Genomic DNA, 18,424 nt, shown 5'->3' with positions numbered 1-18,424 from the left:
GAGCCGTGAAGCAACACCCACCAGAAGACAGGAGCGCGTCGTGACTCGGACTTGGAAACAGGGATTGATTGGAGCGTGCTGTGCCGTATTGAGCGTCGCGTGCGGCGACGTCCCGGCGGACCCGGCCGAGGCGCGGGACAGCACCCGGCAGGCGCGCCAGGACGCCCTCGCCGCGCTGGGCCGCGTGGAAGTGGTCGACGTGGGGAAGGACGGCACCCCCAGCTTCATCCGGGGCCGGCTGGGCACGGCCGATGCCTCGCTCGTCTCGCTCAGGGCCGGTGACGCGCTCGCGCCCGCGCTGCGCGCCATCGCCCCGGTGTTCGGGCTGCGCGCGGAGGAGCTGACGGTGCGCTCCAGCCGCGTGGACGACCTGGGCTTCACGCACATCCGCTACGACCAGACGCGCCAGGGCACCCGCGTCGTCGGTGGCGAGCTGGTGCTGCACGTCAACACGGCGGGCCTGGTGTACGCGGCCAATGGCTCGGCCCGTGGCGCTGGTGAGCCCGCGACGCTCGCGCGGCTCCCTATCGACGACGTGAAGCGCGCGGCGCTGGAGGGACTCGACACGCTCGTCGTCGAGGGCGAGCCCCGCTTCGTCTACTTCCTGGGCGCCGAGGGCACGCTGGCCTCCGCCTGGGAGGTGACGCGCGCGGGCACTCGCGAGGACGCGCCCGCCAGGGACCGCGTCTACGTGGACGCGTCATCGGGCCGGGTACTCGACGTGCAGCCGCTCATCCACTCCGCCATGAACCGGCGCCTCCACTCGGCCAACAACCAGTGGACCACGCCCGGCACCCTGCGCCGCATCGAGCTCGGCGCGGCCACGGGCGACAGCCACATCGACGTGAACTACGACCACGTCGGCACCACGTACGCCTGCTACGAGACGATTTTCGGTCGCGACTCGTTCGATGACCGGGGCGCCACCATCACCAGCACCGTGCACTACGGCTCCGCGTACGTGAATGCGTACTGGGACGGCATCCAAATCGTGTTCGGCGACGGCGACGGGGTGAACTCGGGCCAGCTCGGCCTGGATTTGGATGTGGTGTCGCACGAAATCACCCACGCCGTGACGCAGTACGAGTCGGGGCTCGTGTACCGCAACGAGTCCGGCGCGCTCAACGAGAGCCTGTCGGACATCGCCGCCGCCATCTGCGAGAGCTGGACTCGCGGCGGCGCCATCGACGCGGACGTCTGGAAGATTGGCGAGGACATCTGGACGCCGAACATCGGCGGGGATGCGCTGCGCTACATGGACAGCCCCACGCGAGACGGCTCGTCCAGGGACTTCTACCCCGAGCGCTACACGGGCACCGCGGACAACGGCGGTGTGCACTGGAACTCGGGCATCCAGAACCTGGTCTTCAAGCTGCTCGTGACGGGCGGCACGCACCCGCGCGGCAAGTCCCCCGTCAACGTGACGGGCGTCGGCATGAACCGCGCGGCGCAGACCTTCTACTTCGCCGCGACGAACTACTACACGTCGACCACGACGATGTCCCAGGCCAAGGCCTACACCATCCAGGCCGCGGCGGACCGCTACGACGCCTCCGTCGTCAACGCGGTGCGAGACGCCTGGAGCGCCGCGGGCGTGCCGTAGGCCACGTCAGCGCAATCCACACCCCAACCACCTCAAGGAGAACCCATGAAGAATGTCTTCATCGCAGTCGCTGTCTTCTCTGTCTGTCTCTCAAGCACCGCCCTGGCGCAGCTGTCCACGCGCTGCTTCCAGGACGACCAGCTCGTCACGATTGAGCTCGCCCGGGGCCGCAACGCCTGGGCCCGCAAGTGCGGCCTCATCACCGCCACGCGCGAGGCGTACCTCAACACGGAGAACGAGTACCAGGTCTTCACCAACGGCTGCTTCGCGTACCCGGCCGTGCCCGCGGGTTCGACCTGCTCGTTCTTCGTCCCGGCCGAGGAGTCGGCCACGTGCATCTCCGGCCTGAACAAGCTGGGCACCTGCGTCGCCGGCTGCACCACGCCCAGCCAGAAGGTCGCCTTCGGTGGGCGGATGCTGCCGGTGCCGGAGGCGTATGCGTCCGGCCTCACCACGGTGACGGCGCTGAGCCCCGACTCGGAGGCGGGCTTCCTGCGCTACGGCGAGCAGACCATCCGCAGCTATGTCGCGGGTGACACGCAGGAGGACATCTTCACCCTGGAGACCCAGGAGGGTCGCCGCCTGGAAGTGACGGCGGAGCACCCGATGGTCCTCGAGGACGGCACCCTGGTGAAGGCCCGCACGCTGAAGGCAGGCGACACGCTGCTGGGCGCCGACGGCGTGAAGCTGCACCTCAACCGCGTCACCGTCTTCAACTTCAAGGGCCAGGTCTGGAACGTCCGGCCGGAGAGCAAGGTGAAGCTGGAGAACGTGATGAACGCGGAGGGCTTCCTCACCGGCTCCGTTCGCTTCCAGAACGAGTGGGCCCAGGACGACTACCGCCTGTCCCTGCGCGACGACGTGGACGTCAGCGGCCTGTAGTCCCGCGCGCTGAAGCCTCCAGGTTGGGACTCCGGCCCGTACATCGCCGGAGTCCCAGCCGCTCCGTCAGGGAGCAAGCTGTGGAATGGGGCACTCGGCGGGACTCAGGCACGGGGCCGCGAAGCCGCAGTCCTGGCTGCAGAGGAAGCGGTTCTCGATGCCGGCGCAGAGGCCGTCCCCACAGAAGCCGCAGTCATTCAGACAACTGCTCCACGTCTCCGAGCCCGTGCAGAAGTTGTCCCCGCAGTAGCCGCAGTCCGTGGCGCAGGAGAACACGTCCTCTCCAACCGTGCAGGCACCGTCTCCACACGCGGAGCCGCAGTCACCGGGACACGTGGCGGTGGACTCGCCCGGCCCACACGTCCCGTCGCCGCAGGGGTTGGGACAGCCACAGTCCACGGAGCACGTGTACGCCGTCTCGCCATTGCACCAGCCGTCTCCGCAGTAGCAGTCGGACGGACAGCTCCCCTCGCTCTCGCCGAAATCACAGGAGCCGTTTCCGCACCAGGTGGGTGAGCCGCAGTCCCACGTGCAACTCCACGAGTCCTCACCCGCGGCGCAGTAGCCATCCCCGCAGTAGCTCTCACACTCGTAATAGGGACACTGGGGTCGCAGCGGGTCCACCCCCTCGCCCGCCTGGAGATACTGCAGCGGGCACTGACAGGCGGGGAGCGGCTGGGAGGACTCGCCGAGCGCTTCACCCGAGCCCTCTGGAGCCACGACGCCGCAAGCCATCCAGGTCAGGCAGGCCCATAGGACGATGGTGAGGCGGCCGGTCGCCGCCGTGCTCATGTGGGGCCCGCCGAGACGCGCCGGGCCTCAGACCACAGCCACCACGCGGGCCACGCGGCCCCAGAGTCCTCCAGGTACGCCAGCACGGAGCCGCGCGGCGGAGCCACGGTGCTCGCCATGCACGTCCCGAGATTGACGAGCCCCGTCACACAGGGTGCGCTGGGCGAGACGGGCACGAAGAACAGACAGCTGTTCGTGGAGCACGGGTACTGGAAACAGCCGTTGGCGAAGACCTGGTACTCGCTGTCCGCGTTGAGGATGGCCTCCTTCGCGGCGGAGATGTAGCCGCACTTGCGCGCCCACGCGTTGCGTCCCTGGACCTGTTGGGGCGTGAGGTTGTCGTCACCGCCGCACCGGCCGCTGAGCTGCGCCTGGGAGGGGCTCGCGAAGCCCATGACGACCAGACCGACGATGAGCCAGAGCTGCTTCATGCCAACCTCCACGATGGATGCGAACTGAGAAGGACCGCGTTGCGCCTGGGTGCTCGCCTAGGGCTCGCGGCGAACCGTGGAGCCCAGGAGGACCTCCACGGTGTCCGGCGTCGTCCACGCCAGGTCGGGGAAGCCATCCGCGTCCAGGTCCTCGGCGACCAGGGACGTGGGCGCCACGCTGGACGCCACTCGCACCGGCGCGCCGAGCTGACCGTCCGCCGTGCCGAGCAGCAGGTAGACACCGCCGGACATCCCCGCGTGGGCGATGTCGCTGCGCCCGTCCTGGTTGAAGTCGGCCACCACCACCTCTCCCGGCTCGTTGGCGAGGATGGGCGAGGTGGAGGTGAAGCCCCCACGGCCGTCACCGAGGTGCACGGAGAGGTAGCCGCTGTCCGACAGGCCATGGGTGATGACGAGGTCCAGCTTGCCGTCGCCATTCACGTCCACGGGCGCGAGGCGGAAGGGCTCGTCGTCCGCGGACCCGCTGAGCTTCAGCGGCGGAGCGGCGGAGAGCCTCTCGTCCTTGCGCGCGAGCAGGATGTCCACGGTGAAGCTGTTGGTGTTGAGGACGAGGACATCGGGCAGCGCGTCGTCATTCACGTCCGCGACCATCAAGTCGCGAGGCAGTCCGGTGACGGAGTGAGGCACCGCTTCGCCGAAGGAGCCATCGCCCCGACCCTTGAGCGAGGTGATGTTCCAGAAGCCCGCCGAGCCCGCGTTCTTCGTAATCGCGTCCAGGTGCCCGTCCCCGTCGAGGTCCGCCACCCGCACCTGCTGCGAGTGATTGCCCAGCGAGTAGGGGATTCCCTCCTGGAACGCGCCACCCGCGCCGCCCAGGCGCACCGTGAGGGCGTTGGAGAAGTGGCCGACGATGAGCAGGTCCTGGCGTCCGTCGCCATTCACGTCGCTGACGGCCACGTCCATGGGCGTGGTCCCCGCGGCCAGGCACCGGGCCGCCGCGAAGCGCCCTCCCCCTTCGCCCTGGAGGATGCAGACCTGCTCCTCCTGAGAGGCGACCAGGACCAGGTCCTTTCTTCCATCATCGTCCACGTCGGCGATGTGCAGCCCTCGCGCCTTGGAGCCCCCCGCCTGGAGCGTCGCCCGCGTCTCGGAGAAGCCGAGCCACTCGACCTCCACGTCCGAGAAGGCCCGAGGGGAGATGGTGGAGGACGTGCATGCCAGGCCCGCGCAGCAGCCCAGCAGGAGGTGGTGGAAACGGCGGCTCATGGTGCTTCCTGTCGCTGGAGGTCAGGAACCGCGAACGGGTCCCCCAGGGATACGGAGCAGGAGGGGTCTCCGGGTTGGCAGGCCACGGTGAGCCCACCGGGACACCCACAGTCCACGGGGCAGGTGTTCACCGTCTCCGCGGTGCAGACGCCATCACCACACCAGCAGTCGCTCGGACACGTCGCCTCCGTCTCCGCGCCCACCTGACAGAAGCCGTCCCCGCACCCCAGATGGCATGAGCCCATGCAGGAGCCGGACAGCGAGGAGACCTGGGCGACGGGACACGTGCGGACCGCCTGAGCCTGCGTGTCGAGCACCCTGGACGGTGGCGCTTCTTCCCAGGCGCCACAGGCCGCGAGCAACGTCAGCGAGAACCCCACCAGCCACCGCCACGGCTCCGGACGCGAGGCCGTTCGAGACTCGCACACTCCGGGTATGAGATGACGAAAGCGGTGTCGAGTCAGCATGTCAGCCCCACGATACGGGATTTCGCTATATTGTCGGAGCCCTGGCGTTCCCAGTCATTCAATGACAAGCGTGGGTTGGGACACATCCCCCTGTCAAGGAAGCGTCCCTGGGAGACACCATGCGCCTCAAGCGACTTCACGTCGTCGGGTTGGCAGCGTTCCTCCTCCTCCTGGGGCTGGGCGCGGTGTGGTGGAAGCAAGCGGGGGAAGCATCTTCCGCCCCGGTGGGAAACGCGGCGTCCTCCGTGCGGGCAACGGAGCCTCCACCGCCCTCCGAGGCCCCGCGTGACGCGGCCGGAGGACGGGCGTGGGTGCCGGGCTCACTCCACCGTCACGCGCTGAGCCTGGGGCTGACGGTGTCCTTTGGCCAACAGAAGGCGCCCGACGCACCCACCGGCCCCGGCATGCGCTTCGCCCTCCAGGGCGAGTGGGACGTGGGCATCGTCTCCGCCGAGGGCGACACGGTGCTCGTCCGCCTCCAGCTGCGTCCCACGAGCTTCGAGCTGCAGGTGGAGGGACAGGGGGCGCTGGCGCCCGAGCAGCGACAGGCGATGGTGGCGGCGTTGTCGCTGCCCTTCTTCGCGACGTTGGACAGGACGGGCGCGGTGTCGCTGACGCACTTCGAGCAGGGCGTGGACGAGTTGGCGCGCGGGCTGCTGCGCTCCGTCGTGGCGTCGTCCCAGTTCGTGGTGAACGGCGTGCCCGGGACGACCTGGAGCACGGAGGAGCAGGACACCTCCGGCCAGTACCTCGCGGAGTACCAGCGCCAGGGCGCCAGCCGCTTCGAGAAGCGCAAGCGCGCCTATACCGCCGTGGCGACGCCTCAAGGACTCCAGCCGTTGGGCACGTCCCCGCGCATGAGCGTCAGCGGCGGCTCCACCTTCGAGCTGGGCGAGGGCGCGTGGCTCCAGACGCTCCAGACGCGTGAGCAGCTCACGGTGGAGTCGGGCGAGGGCCTGCCCACGGTGACGAACGCGACGGAGCTGACGCTGCGCCTGCTGGAGCGTCGACAAGACGCCTCGCTGCGGGGCGCCTTCGCCGCGCGCTCGGGCCTCTTGACCACCGCGGCGCTGGCCTCGTTCCAGGGACAGGCGACGGACCCGCTCGCGCACCATCGCCAGGTGCTCGGCTCGCGGACGTTCGACGACATCCTCGCGGACCTGCGCGCGCTGCCCGCGGACGAGAAAGCCCGGGACGACGCGAGGACGCGGGCCCTGGAGCAGCTCCGCGCCCTGCTCCTGCTCCGCCCCGAGGAGGCCGCGCGCATCCCCGCGCTGCTGCGCGAGAAGGGCCTGTCTCCGCTGGCCGCCAGCGCGATGCTGGGCGCGCTCTCCGCGGCCAGTACGCCGGAGTCCTTGCGCGCGCTGGCGTCGGCCACCGTCGACACCGCGCTGACGACGGACGTGCGCATGGACGCGGTCTCCGCGCTGGGCATGGCGGACAACCCCATTCGCGCGGGCGTGGACACGCTGCGGCAGGTGTCCCGGAGCGAGGACCCGCGCCTGCGAGGCACCGCGACGCTGGCGATGGGCAACGCGGCGATGCAGCTGAATGACACCGACGGGCGTGGCTCCGAGGCCCTGGTGCAGGAGCTGAAGAACGACTACCGCGCCGCGCGGGACGCGGACCAGCGCTCCCTGCTCCTGCGCGCGCTGGGCAACACCCGCGCACCGGGCGCGCTCGAGTCCATCATGGACGCGCTGCGCTCCGACTCCGTGAAGGTCCGCGAGGCGGCCATGGTGGCGCTGCGCGGGTTTCCCGGCCCGGAGGCGGACCGCCTGCTGATGGAGCGGCTGGCGAACGATTCCGCCTCCGAGGTGCGCCGTGGCGCCGTCTTCGCCTGCGGCTTCCGCCCCCTGGAGCCGCTGCTCCTGCCCATGCTCGGACAGGCGCTGCGCGAGGACGTGTCCGACGGCGTGCGCTCCGACATCGTCCAGCTGCTCGGCCAGCACCGGGGCACCACGCCCGGCGCCCTGGCCCTGCTGCGCTGGGCGAGCCAGCACGAGCGCCATCCCGACATCCGACGCATGGCCACCACGTACGTGGAAACTCCCACCACGCCTGTCACTTCTCAGTCAGCACCAACGCCCATGCACTGACGTTGACGCGACGAACCGTGGAAAGTCAGACACACCGACGACTCCCGTGACGTGTTTCCACGCTTCAAACACATCCATTCACTTCACCCGGAGTAAACAAGCACCCTTCCACCTATCCCCCCGGGAGGCCCACATGAACAGGGCACTGTCGCGCATCGTCGCGACGCTGCTGGCCGTGGTTCCAGGACTCGTCGCCGCGCAGAGCTACGTCGACCCGAGTCCCTACGTCGTCCAGCCCTCGAAGTATCCGTTCGCCGTCTATGCCCCGGGCACGTCGCTCAACAACGCGGTGGCGTGGGAGTCCCAGGTGGCGCCGTTCTCCCCGGGCGCCAGCTACACGACGAACCAGGAGTACGCCATCCTCCAGGACGAGGCGAACCGGACGGGAGGCCAGCTCCAGTTCGACTTGTCCGACTACACCCACAACATCGACATCCAGCAGGCGGTCATCCCGGAGGCGTTCCAGCACCAGGTCCCTCCGGCGACGGAAATCATGCCGTGGACCAACCCGTCGCAGACGTTCAACAAGTCCTACGTACGCACGGAGAAGTTCGGCAACAGCCTCTTCGGCGCGGGCTACCACCTCAACGCGGTGCTCACCGCCGAGACGGCGACCGTCAACGCGGACAAGAAAGTCGTCGCGGTGGCGGAGGGCAAGCTGTTCGCCGCCGTGTTCTCCTCGGAGCACGACCTGGTGCGCGGCCGCGCGCAGGTGGTGGGGCAGAACGGTGGCGATAACAGCGGCCTGGCGGCGCTCTACGTGCTGGGCCAGGAGGTCTGGTCCACCAGCCTCTATGCCACGTACTCCCCGCCTCCCATCAACTGGAGCCGGACGTTCTTCTCCGCCTCCAAGACGTTCATGGTGGGCCCGGTGCCCATCACCGTGAAGGCGTCGCTCTCCGGCGGCGTGAAGCTGGCGGTGCAGGGACTCGTCGGCCCCACGGTGGCGCGGCTGTCGGCGATTCCGGGCGGCTGGTCCAACGTCGCGGCGTCAGCGTCCGTGGACGTCCTCATCGTCGCCTTCGGCGTGGAGGGCGGCCTGGCCCTCATCAACGCCACCCTGCCCACCTCGGGCGAGGTCTTCTGGCCCGCCTGCTCGCTCGACTGGAAGCTGAAGACGGACCTGGACCTGAACACGCTCTCCGGAACCCTGAAGGCCTTTGCTCGCGTCCGGCTCCTCTTCTTCAAGAAGACCTGGTGGGTGACCATCGCCCAGTGGGGCGGAATCACGCACCAACGGACCCTGCTGGGAATCGAGGGCTCACAGCCCCTGGGCATCTGCAGCTGACGCGCGTTCCGAGGAGCCACACCTCCTCGCGGGCGACACACGCGCGCGCGAGGGGGAGTCCCGCTCCACCGCCACGGCTCACAGGCCGTGACGGGCGACGGAGTCCAGCGGAGACGAGGCGTGCAGGGCCACGCGGAAGGTGGTGCCCACGCCCACGGACGACTCCACGGAGATGTGGCCGCCCAGCGCGGTGACGATGGTGTCGCAGATGGACAGCCCCAGGCCCGTGCCCAGGCCCGCGGACTTGGTGGTGAAGAACGGGTCGAAGATGCGACGCAGGTGCTCCGGAGGGATGCCGCCGCCGGTGTCTCGCACCTCCACCAGGACGCGCTCGCCGTCATCCGGCCGCGTGGTGATGCGAATCTCGTTCGTCTCCGACTGGCCTTCCTCAATCGCGTGCGCGGCGTTGATGACCAGGTTGAGGAACACCTGGAACAGCTTGCCCTCGTTGCCGCGCACCAGCGGCACCACGCCGTAGGTCTTTATCAGCCGCGCCCGGGGACGCACCTCGCTGGCGGCCATCTGCGCCACCGAGTCCAGCACCCGGTGCACGTCCACCGGCTCCTCGCGGTTGTCCTCCACGCGGGAGAAGACGCGGAGCTGGCGGACAATCTGCCGCATCCGCTCGGCGCCCTCGCGCGCGTCGTCCAGCACCTGGCGGCACTCCACCAGGTCATCGGGCGTCAGCGGACGCGCGCGCGGGCCCACCGTGGCGTGCAGGAAGTCCAGGTTGGAGAGCACGTAGGCCAGCGGGTTGTTCAGCTCGTGGGCGATGCCGGCGGCGAGCAGGCCCATGGAGGCCATGCGGTCGGCGAGGATGAGCTGCGCCTGGGAGCGCTTGCGCTCCGTGAAGTCGCGCGCCATCGTCACCCACGCGGGCGTCCCGTCGAAGACGACGGCGAGCGTCACCAGGTCCGCCACCACCGTCTCGCCGTCGCGGCGCACCAGCGGCACCTCCACCGCGCGCGACGAGCGCTTCCCCTCCAGCGCCTGCCCCAGGTAGAGCTGCGCGGCGCTGCGGTCCTCCTCGCGCACCAGCTCCAGCACGTGCCGGCCCACCAGCTCCGACGCGTCCCGGTAGCCCAGGTACTGCACCAGCGCCGGGTTCACCGACAGCAGCACGCCGTCCCCCACGTGCACCATGACGGGGTCCGGGAAGGCCTCAATCAGGAGGTGGACGCCGGCCTCGGTGCGCCGCAGCGTCGTCTCCGTGCGCACGCGCAGCGCCTTGTCCGTGCGCTGCTCCAGCGCGAGCGACAGCGTGCCCGCCGCGCCCGACAGGAGGTTGACCTCGATGGGCCCCCAGGGCCGCGCCTCGCGACAGTTGTCGAAGCCGATGACGCCGAAGAGCTGCCCGTGCACGTGCAGCGGCAGGAGCAGCACCGAGCGCACGCCCTGCGCCTCCAGCATCGGCGTCAGCACGGGCGTGAAGCTCGTGGGGAAGCCCTGCACCGGCTCGCCCTGCATCAGCGCGGAGGCCTGCTCGGGGAGGAGCGCCTCCAGGAGCGGCAGGCCGTGCATGTTCGGGTCCTCCAGGTTGGGAGGAACGCCGGGCAGGCACCACTCCGCGCGCTGCGAGGCGAGCGGCTCGCCCTGCGGACCGCGGTGCATCTCGAAGACGTAGACGCGGCTGGCGGCGGACACGCGGCCCAGCGGCTCCACCACGGAGGCATACAGGTCCACGGGGAGCTGGTGCGGCATCATCCGCCGCTGCACCTCCACCATGGTCTCCAGGTAGCGCTCGCGCGTGGCGACGGCCTCCTCGGCCCGACGGCGCGAGTCGATGTCCAGCAGCGTGCCCACGACTTCACCGGGCAGCCCGGGCACGCCTCGCGCGGTGAGCACCACCCAGCGCGCGTCGTTGCCCACCGACAGGCGCAGCTCCTGGCGCGCGTCGGGCAGGCGCTGCGTGGACACCGACTCCAGCAGCGCCCTCGCCGCCTCGCGGTCCGGCGGGTGCACGGCCTCCAACAGCGGGTGGCCCTGCAACACCGCCCTGAGCGTCCCCGTCAGCTTCTCCCAGCCGGGGCCCAGGTAGGTGACACGGCCTTCGGCGTCGAGCTGGAAGACGACTTCGCTGAGCAGCCCCTCCAGCACCTGGAGACGCCGCGCCATCGCGGCTCCGCTGTCCGCGGAGGACGAGGGTGCGCGGGGGGAATGGCCACCCTCGGTCGCCTCGGGAATCGGTCCTGGAGCCTCGACACGCCCCACGTCCCGCCGCTCGTCTGCCACTTCGGCCTCCTGCGCCCTCGGCGGGGGTTCAGCGCCCGGGCAGCGCACATGGCCGCCGGAAGCCTGTCCAACACCCTGTGCCCCTCCCGGTGGCGACGTCTTCTCCAGCATAGAGCCGGCGAATGTCGGGAAGTCAATGAAGCCGGAGAAGGTTCACTCCTGGTCGCCCGGCTCCCACCCGCCTGGGGCCCCCGAGCGGTGGCGCTCCCGACGGTCGCCGAGCACACGGGCGGGCACCCCTCCGACGACGGCCCAGGCAGGCACGTCGCGAGTGACGACGGCGCCCATGCCCACCACGGCGTGGTCGCCCACGGTGACGCCATCCGTCACGCCCGCGTTGGCACCTATCCACACATCCGCGCCCAGAGTGATGCCCTGGGAAGTCACGGGCTGGTCTCGTATGGGCCGGTCCGGGGCGAGGCCGTGGTCGAAGGCGTAGAGGGTGGCGCCAGTGGCGATGCGGGTGCCCTCGCCGATGCGGATTCCGCCCGCGCCGCCGTCCAGGCTCACCCGGGCGTTGAGGCTGACGCGGGGCCCGAGGACGACGGGGCCATGGACGAAGGCGTCCGCGGCGATGCTGCACCCGGGGCCGATGACGACGGTGCGGCCGGGCTCGGCGAAGATGCGGGCCTGCGGGGCGATGAAGCAGCCCTCGGCGATTTCGACGGTCTCCAGCTCACGCAGGAGGTCCTGCACCTCGCGCTGCCAGGCGTCCGCCCACGCGCGGTGGCGGGGCTTGAGGGAGAAATAGAGCCACGGCATCCACGAGAGCCGGAGCTTGTGCTGCTCACGGCGGAGCGCGTCCAGGTCCACGGCCCCTGCCTACCATGAGCCCTGGGGGTTCGGGGTGGGCGAGCGCCCGGGGGCTCAACCGTGCCGGGGCTCCACGGTGAAGTGGCAACGCTCGCGCTCGGCGGCGATGGCGTCGGTGTCGACGGGGACGGGCTCCAGGCGGAGGACGAGGTCGTCCGGCTCCCAGCGGTAGGGCTCGCCGTTGAGGGACACGCGGCCCTCGGCCACGGCGCGCGTGGCTTCGAGCAGGGGCAGGTGCGCGAGGTCTCTCATCATCGCCTCGAAGCGGCCCTGACGCGCGGGGTCGACGAAGCGGAAGCGGGCCCGGGCGACCACGGCGAGGTGGTACCACATGGGACGCGAAGCGACGCCCGCGAGGCCGAGGCGCCTGGCCATGAGCACGAACATCTCCGTGGCCTCACGCGCGAGGCCGAGGCCGGGGACGTCCTGGCCCGGGAGCTGGGGGCGGCGCTCGCTGAAGCGTGCGCGGGGGTGACGGAGGCTCAGCCAGTTGACGAAGAAGAAGGGCTCGCCCGCGATGGTGCGTCGCTCCACCACGGCGTCGACGAGCAGGTGCTCCTGTCCGCCCGCGCGGCCCAGCACCTTGATGCGGTCTCCGACGCCGGTGGTGCCCACCTCGACGCGAGGTCGGCTGTAGCCCAGTCGCTCCACCTGCCACAGGAGGCCGTAGCGGAAGAGGGCGTACTCCAGGGACTGCGCCGTGTAGAAGCCGAGCACGCGAGGCTGCACCGCGCCGCCCAGGCCGAGCGAGCCCTCCAGGTCCTCCAGCGTCAGCGGCTCATCGAGCGGCTCGCCTTCCTGCGAGAGGAGGCGGGAGATGCGCTGATAGCGGGCGCTGAGCGGGTCATAGCGGTCCTTGATGCGGCGCCCGCCCATGTCGGACAGCACGAGCACGGTGCCGGCGAAGACCTTCCACGACTCGGCGTGGTAGCCGCCGCCGGGGAGCCAGACGCTCGGCACGCCGCGCAGCGCGCGCGCCAGGAGCTGGTCCCTGCGCCGCGCGCCTTGCACGGTGAGGCCCACGCGTCCGAAGCGGTCACCCGCGAGCACGTCACAGCCGGCGATGACGAAGGCGAGGTCGGGCTTGGGCATGCGCGACAGCGTGGCCTCGAGCAGCGCGAGGTAGCCGTCGTCGGTGACGCCCTCGGGGACTCGTGTCTCGTCGACGCCTTCGGGCAGTGAGCCCCAGTCGCTGCCGGACAGGGAGCCAATCCAGACCTTGGGATGTCCGGCGAGACATTCGGCGGTGCCGTCGGGAGGATGGGCGTCGAGGTCGAGGACGACAGTCTGTCCTTCGTAGCCATCGGCGTTGAGGGAGGCGAGCGCGACGGCGATGTCATTGACGGCGCAGAAGCCACCGCCCCGGCCGGGGGCGGCGTGGTGGAAGCCGCCGGACATGTTGACGACGGGGCCTCGGCGGCCGAAGGCGAGGCGCGCGGCGCCGAGGGTGCCTCCGCAGACGAGGCGCACGTTGGACAGGAGGGTGTCCACGGGCACTTCGGACGGGTCGACGGCGTAGATGCGAGCGAGGGTCTCCGGGAGGCTGAGTGACTCCAGGTAGGCGGCGTCGTGGATGCGGGACATCTCCGCGTAGCTCACGGGCCTGGGCCGGTACACGTCCGAGGGGCGGACGACGTGCTTCTCCAGCAGGTACCAGGTGGTGAAGTCCACGCCACGAGGTTCGACGCCGACGGTGGACTCGATGCCGGTGAGGGGGAGTCGGTAGTCCTCGTCGTAGAAGATGGGGACGTGCTCGCCGCGCAGCGCGGGGAACCACCGCCCCAGCCAGCTCCACACGCTCATGCCGCGAACCTCACGGGAGCGGGGAGCAGTTGCTGTGGGGAGGGACGGGAGAGACAGCGCACGGGGTCACGACTTTCGCCCAGCGAGCGCCGCGTGGGGGCTTTTTCGTGCGGCTTGGAGTGGGGATGCGTTCGTGCCCGACGCTGGGGGCTCATGCCCTCTCGGTCTCCCAGAGACCGAGCAGCCCTGTTGGACGAGTCGTTGGCCTACTTCTGCACGGAGAGGATGAGCCACCGGCCGACATCCACGGCGTAGACGTCACTCCATCTCGCGCCGCGTCTCTTCACGCAGGGCCGGGCTGCGCCGTCGCAGGCCACGCGCCACGAGCGCCGTCAGCAGAGCCCATGCGAGCCCCGCCACCCAGCCGCCCAGAACGTCCGTGGGGTAGTGCACCCCCAGGTATACCCGCGTCAGCCCCACCAGCAGCGGGAGCAACAGCGCCACCGTGAGGATGTAGGCCTTCACGCGCCTGCTCTCCGCGAGCTGCGCCAGGAGCGCTCCCAGCGTGAGGTACACGATGGCCGACAACATCGCGTGTCCGCTCGGGAAGCTCGTCGTCATCACCTGCTTCAGGTGCGGCACCACCGAGGGCCGAGGCCGGGAGAAGAACTGCTTCAGCGCCCCGTTCAGCAGTGTCCCGCCCACCGTCGCCACGAGCACCAGCAGCAACGTCCGGTAGCGCCGCACCAGCACCAGGAAGCCGCACACCGCCAGCGTCACCAGGAACAACACCGGCGCGCCCCCCAGTGACGTCACATCCTCCGCCGTGAGCCGCAACCACCAGGGGCCCCTCGGCACCAGTGGATCCTCCGGACTTCGCAGCGCTCGCAATACCCGCTCGTCGAAGTCCTGCGTCTCCCCCTCTGACACCTCGTCCGACAACGCGATGAACCCCAGACAGCACACGCCCAGCAACAGCAGCATCCCGATGAGCCGCGTCACCGCCACGTTCTGCTGGGACATCCTCGCCCACAAGCCTCGCCACATATCCGCGACACTATGCCTGGGCCCACGCACGGAGGCGCGCATGACGTGAGGACTGTCGTCTCGCGGGCTCCGGCCTTGGCACCGGAACCCGCGGACGTGTCCTCAGGGTGTCAACGGGACGGCGTGCCCGCGCTCGCCGCAATCTCGGGCTTCACCACCGCGAGCGACACCCGCTCCGCTCCGGAGTCCTTCGCCAGTCGCATCACCTTCATCACGTCCGCGTACGTGAGCGACTGGTCCACCTTGAGCAACAACCGCCGCCGAGGCTCCTGCTTCAGCTCGGCCTTGAGCTTCTCCTGGAGGACGCGCTCGTCCGGATAGGCCTCGGACTCCACGAACAGCTTCCGGTCAGGAGTCACCGAGAGGATCAACGGGTCGGGCCCGTCCTCCTCCTCGATATGCTTCGCCTGGGGAAGCTCCACGTCCTTGCCTCGTTTCATCATGGGCGTCACCACCATGAAGATGATGAGGAGGACGAGCACCACGTCGACCAGGGGTGTGACGTTGATGTCGCTCTTCACTCCACCCCGGCCACCACCGCTGGACATGCCCATGCGCGACTGCTCCTTGCTGGAAGGGACAGTCACAGTGGTACACGCGCACGAAGACCCGTTGGCGGGCGGACGTCCCGCGTCGGGTCATCGTTCCGTCACGACGCGGTGCTCACCGCTACCTGCGAAGCCGGAGCCGGTCCTGTCCCGCGCTGCCCAGGGCCGCGCCGAACACGCAGAAGAAGTGCAGCACGAAGCCCGGGATGAGGAAGAACCAGTACCCCGCGCCGACGAAGCAGAACCACAGGATGGCTCGGAACAACTGCCCCTTGTAGAGCTGGCCCAGGCCCGGGATGAAGAACGACAACACTCCCGCAATCAGGGGGTTGAAGCGGCGCTCACGGATGATGTCGGTGGTCATGTCGGCCTCCATTCTTCCGCTCTTAAAAGCGGGCTCCCCGAAACGAAAATCCCGCCCGTCCCTCAGGGCACCGGGCGAGCGACCGGAGCGGGCGTCAGCACCATCCCATCCAGGACACCATACGCATAGGCGGCCGCGAAGGCATAGGCGCCCACCAGGTACGTCACGTTGAGCGTCCGCGCCTTCCCCGCGTCGCTCGCGCTGTAGCGGCCATCCGCTCCGCGCATCGAGAGCGAGGTCCCCAGCGAGACGCCCGCCACCGCGAGCCCCAACCCCTGCGTCACCGCCATCACCGCTCCCATTCCCGAGCGCCCATGCTTGAAGTGCCCCACCCCCAACGGCGCCAGATACCAGGCCCGCGTCGGCGAAGCGGGCACCGCGACCTGGCCCACGGGGTCGACGATGGGCGTCGGTGGTGGCAGCAACCGAGGACGTCGCTCCGCGCGCAGCTCCGCGATGCGCGCCTGATGCTGCACACGCGCACGCTCCACGAAGGCGAGGAAGTCCGGCGGATACAGCAGCGGATCCAACACCGCGTCACCGTGTACGGCCAGCCCTCGCACCACCTCGTCCTCCGCCCGAGCGAGCTCTTCCTGTGCGTGGTAGGTGGCCGCGAGCAGCAGGTGCACGTCCGCCTCCAACGCGTCTCCGTCGAGCCGCAGCGGATAGAGCAGGGACTCCAGCTCCGCGCGCGCCTGGGACAGCTCGCCGGATTGGTAGGCACCGCGCGCGCCGTCGAGCGGAGTGGCCGCGAGCACCGTCATCAACAAGGCCGCGCCCATCACGGCGTCACGTCCAACGTCACTTCGAGACGACGACCGGCAACCACGTCCACCTCTCGCTGCAAGGGAGGAGCACCCGCTCGGCGCGCCGTCACCGTGTGTCGCCCATGTTCGACGGCCACCGGGCCAGAGAGGGGCGCGACGCCCACCTCCCGGCCGTCCACGAAGAGCCGCGCACCCGCAGGCGCGAGGATGAGCACCTCCGCCTTGCGCAACGACAACACCACGTCGCGCACCACCGTCTCTCCGGGCGCGAGCGTGACCTCCTGGTCGACCTCGTCACAGAGCGGGTTGACGAAGCGCAGCTGGTAGGTCCCCGCTGGCAGCGAGAGCTCACGCACGCGAGGCGTGTAGCCCCGACTCTCGCCATTCACGAACACCTCCGCCCACGGGCGCGCGGTCACCTTCAACACGGCGGGACGCGCGGGGGCAGTGGTTCCCACGCCCGGGCTCGTCGTCGGCACCGGCGACTGGGAGGCACCAACGGGCTCCCCTCGCGTCGAACGTCCCGTCGGCACAGGCGACCCGCCGGGCTTCCCCGGAGTTCCTTCCTCCGAACGTCCCTTCGGCACAGGCGACCCGACAGGCTTCGTCGAAGCCACTTCGTCCGAACGTCCTGTCGGCGCAGATGCCCCACCGGGCTTCACCGAAGCCACTTCCTCCGAACGCCCCCGTCCTCGCGAGGCATCCCGTGTGGAGGGGTCTGTCCTCGGAAGAGGTGACTCATTGTCGCTCGTGGGAACGCGGGGCTGCTCGGCGGCGGCGGTGGCGTCATCGACAGGCACCGGCTCCGGGGACACCTGCCCTGACGGAGACTCCGCGCCACGCGACGGCTTCTCTCGTTCGCGCTCCTGAATCATCGCCACTGCGGCGAAGTTCTCACCGTCCCACTGTGCGGACATCACCCGGCCTGCCGCGACGACCTCGCCCGAACGCACGTTGGCGCTCGCCACGACCCGTCCGGAGGCTTCAGTCCCGCTCCGTCGAACAAGCGACCAGCCACCCCACCCCACCGCCGCGCAGAACACGAGTCCCGCGCCCACGGCACCAGCCCGCCACCCGGAGCGCCTCGGCCGCTCGCGCAACAGCGCCACCACCTCGGCGGAAGCAGGCTCCAGCACCAGCGCGGCGTTGAGCACCTTCGCGGCTCGCGCTCCCTCACCGCGCGCCAGCAGTCCACGGCCCTCCTCCAGCAACCGCTCGAACCGTGCCCGACGCCACCGGGAAACAACCGCCACCGGATTGCTCAAGAACTCCCGAGCCACCTCGGCCGGCGGCCCGACCCCGCGCTGAAGCAACTCCTCCAGCGCCGCCGCGAGCACGGCCCCGTCACGAGGTCTGTCCCGCGCATCCTTCGCCAGACACCTCGCCACCAGTGACGCCAGCGGCTCGGGCGTGCCCGGCACCACTTCCGTCAGCGACGGCGCCTCCTTCGTCATCACCGACAAAGCCAGATGTGCCGCGCCCTTGCCCGCGTGCGGCGTCGTCCCCGAGCACAGCTCGAACAGGATGACCCCCACCGCATACACATCCGAGGCGGGCGAGTACGCGCCCGTGTCGATGCGCTCGGGCGCCATGTACGGCAGCGAGCCCGTCACCGCCCCGGTGCTCGTCAGTCGCTCCTGGTCCTCCAGCGCGGCGAGACCGAAGTCCGCCAGCTTCAGCGGACCTCCCTCCGCCACCAGCACGTTGTCCGGCTTCACGTCGCGGTGGACGATGCCTCGCGCATGGGCCGCCGCCAGCGCCCGGGCGAGTTCCCAGCCCAGCACCATCACCGCCTCGGGCGGCACCGGCGACAGCCTCCCCGCCAGCGCGCGCAGGTCCTCGCCCCGCACCCACTCGCAGACGAGAAAAGGACCGTGCTCCCCGTCCTCGCCGTAGTCGTGAACCTCCAGGACGTTGGGATGGTGGAGTGACGCAGCCAGCTCCGCTTCCCTGCGGAAGCGCTCGGCGCGGCCCGTGCCGTCTCCTGGGTGCATCCGCTTCAGCGCCACCGGGCGCGACAGCCGCAGGTCCGTGGCCAGGAAGACCGTGGCCATTCCCCCACGCCCCAACTCGCGCTCGAGTCGGTAGCGGCCCGCAAGCACCTCACCCGTCATCACCCGC

The 18,424-nt window shown here is 70.1% G+C and carries 16 protein-coding genes; 4 read left to right on the top strand and 12 right to left on the bottom strand.

What is annotated here, in order from left to right; all coding sequences use genetic code 11:
* Positions 1-88: 88 nt before the first annotated feature.
* Both LZ199_RS11850 and LZ199_RS11845 read left to right on the top strand, forming a co-directional pair.
* Positions 89-1,603: a M4 family metallopeptidase gene (locus LZ199_RS11850; RefSeq protein WP_253993762.1), complete on the top strand. Its 1,515-nt coding sequence runs from the start codon at positions 89-91 to the stop codon at positions 1,601-1,603.
* A gap of 45 nt (positions 1,604-1,648) precedes the next feature.
* Positions 1,649-2,485, top strand: coding sequence for a Hint domain-containing protein (locus LZ199_RS11845; RefSeq protein WP_253993761.1), 837 nt, complete (start codon positions 1,649-1,651; stop codon positions 2,483-2,485).
* 66 nt (positions 2,486-2,551) lie between these two features.
* Here LZ199_RS11845 and LZ199_RS11840 read toward each other — a convergent pair whose 3' ends face one another.
* Genes LZ199_RS11840 through LZ199_RS11825 form a run of 4 tightly spaced genes read right to left on the bottom strand, consistent with a single transcriptional unit; the run spans position 2,552 to position 5,315 of the window.
* The gene (locus tag LZ199_RS11840) at positions 2,552-3,277 is read right to left on the bottom strand and encodes a hypothetical protein (RefSeq protein ID WP_253993760.1); all 726 of its coding nucleotides are present in this window, start codon (positions 3,275-3,277) and stop codon (positions 2,552-2,554) included.
* On the bottom strand, positions 3,274-3,708 hold the full coding sequence (locus tag LZ199_RS11835) for a hypothetical protein (protein WP_253993759.1): 435 nt from the start codon (positions 3,706-3,708) through the stop codon (positions 3,274-3,276). The genes LZ199_RS11840 and LZ199_RS11835 overlap by 4 nt, the downstream gene beginning before the upstream one ends.
* A gap of 57 nt (positions 3,709-3,765) precedes the next feature.
* A complete protein-coding gene (locus LZ199_RS11830; protein WP_253993758.1) occupies positions 3,766-4,935 on the bottom strand; it encodes an FG-GAP repeat domain-containing protein in 1,170 nt (389 codons plus the stop codon).
* On the bottom strand, positions 4,932-5,315 hold the full coding sequence (locus LZ199_RS11825) for a hypothetical protein (protein WP_253993757.1): 384 nt from the start codon (positions 5,313-5,315) through the stop codon (positions 4,932-4,934). The genes LZ199_RS11830 and LZ199_RS11825 overlap by 4 nt, the downstream gene beginning before the upstream one ends.
* Positions 5,316-5,521: 206 nt before the next feature.
* Between LZ199_RS11825 and LZ199_RS11820 the strand changes: the two genes are divergently transcribed.
* Together LZ199_RS11820 and LZ199_RS11815 are read left to right on the top strand one after the other, a co-directional pair.
* Positions 5,522-7,501: a HEAT repeat domain-containing protein gene (locus LZ199_RS11820; protein WP_253993756.1), complete on the top strand. Its 1,980-nt coding sequence runs from the start codon at positions 5,522-5,524 to the stop codon at positions 7,499-7,501.
* Positions 7,502-7,634: 133 nt separating this feature from the next.
* Positions 7,635-8,789: a hypothetical protein gene (locus LZ199_RS11815; RefSeq protein WP_253993755.1), complete on the top strand. Its 1,155-nt coding sequence runs from the start codon at positions 7,635-7,637 to the stop codon at positions 8,787-8,789.
* A gap of 78 nt (positions 8,790-8,867) precedes the next feature.
* On the opposite strand, the gene LZ199_RS11810 is transcribed toward LZ199_RS11815, so the two are convergent.
* From LZ199_RS11810 to LZ199_RS11775, 8 genes are all read right to left on the bottom strand, one after another.
* The gene (locus LZ199_RS11810) at positions 8,868-10,904 is read right to left on the bottom strand and encodes a PAS domain S-box protein (RefSeq protein WP_253993754.1); all 2,037 of its coding nucleotides are present in this window, start codon (positions 10,902-10,904) and stop codon (positions 8,868-8,870) included.
* Between the two features lie 270 nt (positions 10,905-11,174).
* A complete protein-coding gene (locus LZ199_RS11805; protein WP_253993753.1) occupies positions 11,175-11,834 on the bottom strand; it encodes an acyltransferase in 660 nt (219 codons plus the stop codon).
* Positions 11,835-11,888: 54 nt separating this feature from the next.
* Entirely contained in the window at positions 11,889-13,637 is a 1,749-nt protein-coding gene (locus LZ199_RS11800) for a histone deacetylase family protein (protein ID WP_253993752.1), read from the bottom strand.
* A 258-nt stretch (positions 13,638-13,895) separates the two neighbouring features.
* Positions 13,896-14,600 carry a phosphatase PAP2 family protein gene (locus tag LZ199_RS11795; protein ID WP_253993751.1) on the bottom strand — a complete coding sequence of 235 codons (705 nt, stop codon included), beginning with the start codon at positions 14,598-14,600 and terminating at the stop codon, positions 13,896-13,898.
* Positions 14,601-14,734: 134 nt separating this feature from the next.
* A complete protein-coding gene (locus LZ199_RS11790; protein WP_253993750.1) occupies positions 14,735-15,178 on the bottom strand; it encodes an ExbD/TolR family protein in 444 nt (147 codons plus the stop codon).
* Between the two features lie 115 nt (positions 15,179-15,293).
* Positions 15,294-15,536, bottom strand: a complete 243-nt coding sequence (locus LZ199_RS11785; RefSeq protein ID WP_253993749.1) for a hypothetical protein — start codon at positions 15,534-15,536, stop codon at positions 15,294-15,296.
* Positions 15,537-15,598: 62 nt separating this feature from the next.
* Positions 15,599-16,318 carry a hypothetical protein gene (locus LZ199_RS11780; protein ID WP_253993824.1) on the bottom strand — a complete coding sequence of 240 codons (720 nt, stop codon included), beginning with the start codon at positions 16,316-16,318 and terminating at the stop codon, positions 15,599-15,601.
* Positions 16,318-18,417, bottom strand: a complete 2,100-nt coding sequence (locus LZ199_RS11775; protein WP_253993823.1) for a serine/threonine-protein kinase — start codon at positions 18,415-18,417, stop codon at positions 16,318-16,320. Before LZ199_RS11775 ends, LZ199_RS11780 begins: the two co-directional genes overlap by 1 nt.
* Positions 18,418-18,424 lie beyond the last annotated feature (7 nt).

It is taken from the genome of Myxococcus qinghaiensis (assembly GCF_024198215.1).
GTDB classification, from domain to species: domain Bacteria; phylum Myxococcota; class Myxococcia; order Myxococcales; family Myxococcaceae; genus Myxococcus; species Myxococcus qinghaiensis.
The sequence above is the reverse complement of the archived record's forward strand: the minus strand, read 5'-3'. Positions and strand labels throughout refer to the sequence as shown.

What these genes read in the sequence shown, in the direction of transcription:
- LZ199_RS11840 (WP_253993760.1), bottom strand. Translation starts at nt 3,277, where the DNA reads ATGAGCACGGCGGCGACCGGCCGCCTCACCATCGTCCTATGGGCCTGC.
- LZ199_RS11820 (WP_253993756.1), top strand. Translation starts at nt 5,522, where the DNA reads ATGCGCCTCAAGCGACTTCACGTCGTCGGGTTGGCAGCGTTCCTCCTC.
- LZ199_RS11815 (WP_253993755.1), top strand. Translation starts at nt 7,635, where the DNA reads ATGAACAGGGCACTGTCGCGCATCGTCGCGACGCTGCTGGCCGTGGTT.
- LZ199_RS11835 (WP_253993759.1), bottom strand. Translation starts at nt 3,708, where the DNA reads ATGAAGCAGCTCTGGCTCATCGTCGGTCTGGTCGTCATGGGCTTCGCG.
- LZ199_RS11845 (WP_253993761.1), top strand. Translation starts at nt 1,649, where the DNA reads ATGAAGAATGTCTTCATCGCAGTCGCTGTCTTCTCTGTCTGTCTCTCA.
- LZ199_RS11795 (WP_253993751.1), bottom strand. Translation starts at nt 14,600, where the DNA reads ATGTCCCAGCAGAACGTGGCGGTGACGCGGCTCATCGGGATGCTGCTG.
- LZ199_RS11780 (WP_253993824.1), bottom strand. Translation starts at nt 16,318, where the DNA reads ATGGGCGCGGCCTTGTTGATGACGGTGCTCGCGGCCACTCCGCTCGAC.
- LZ199_RS11790 (WP_253993750.1), bottom strand. Translation starts at nt 15,178, where the DNA reads ATGGGCATGTCCAGCGGTGGTGGCCGGGGTGGAGTGAAGAGCGACATC.
- LZ199_RS11830 (WP_253993758.1), bottom strand. Translation starts at nt 4,935, where the DNA reads ATGAGCCGCCGTTTCCACCACCTCCTGCTGGGCTGCTGCGCGGGCCTG.
- LZ199_RS11810 (WP_253993754.1), bottom strand. Translation starts at nt 10,904, where the DNA reads ATGGCGCGGCGTCTCCAGGTGCTGGAGGGGCTGCTCAGCGAAGTCGTC.
- LZ199_RS11800 (WP_253993752.1), bottom strand. Translation starts at nt 13,637, where the DNA reads ATGAGCGTGTGGAGCTGGCTGGGGCGGTGGTTCCCCGCGCTGCGCGGC.
- LZ199_RS11785 (WP_253993749.1), bottom strand. Translation starts at nt 15,536, where the DNA reads ATGACCACCGACATCATCCGTGAGCGCCGCTTCAACCCCCTGATTGCG.
- LZ199_RS11775 (WP_253993823.1), bottom strand. Translation starts at nt 18,417, where the DNA reads ATGACGGGTGAGGTGCTTGCGGGCCGCTACCGACTCGAGCGCGAGTTG.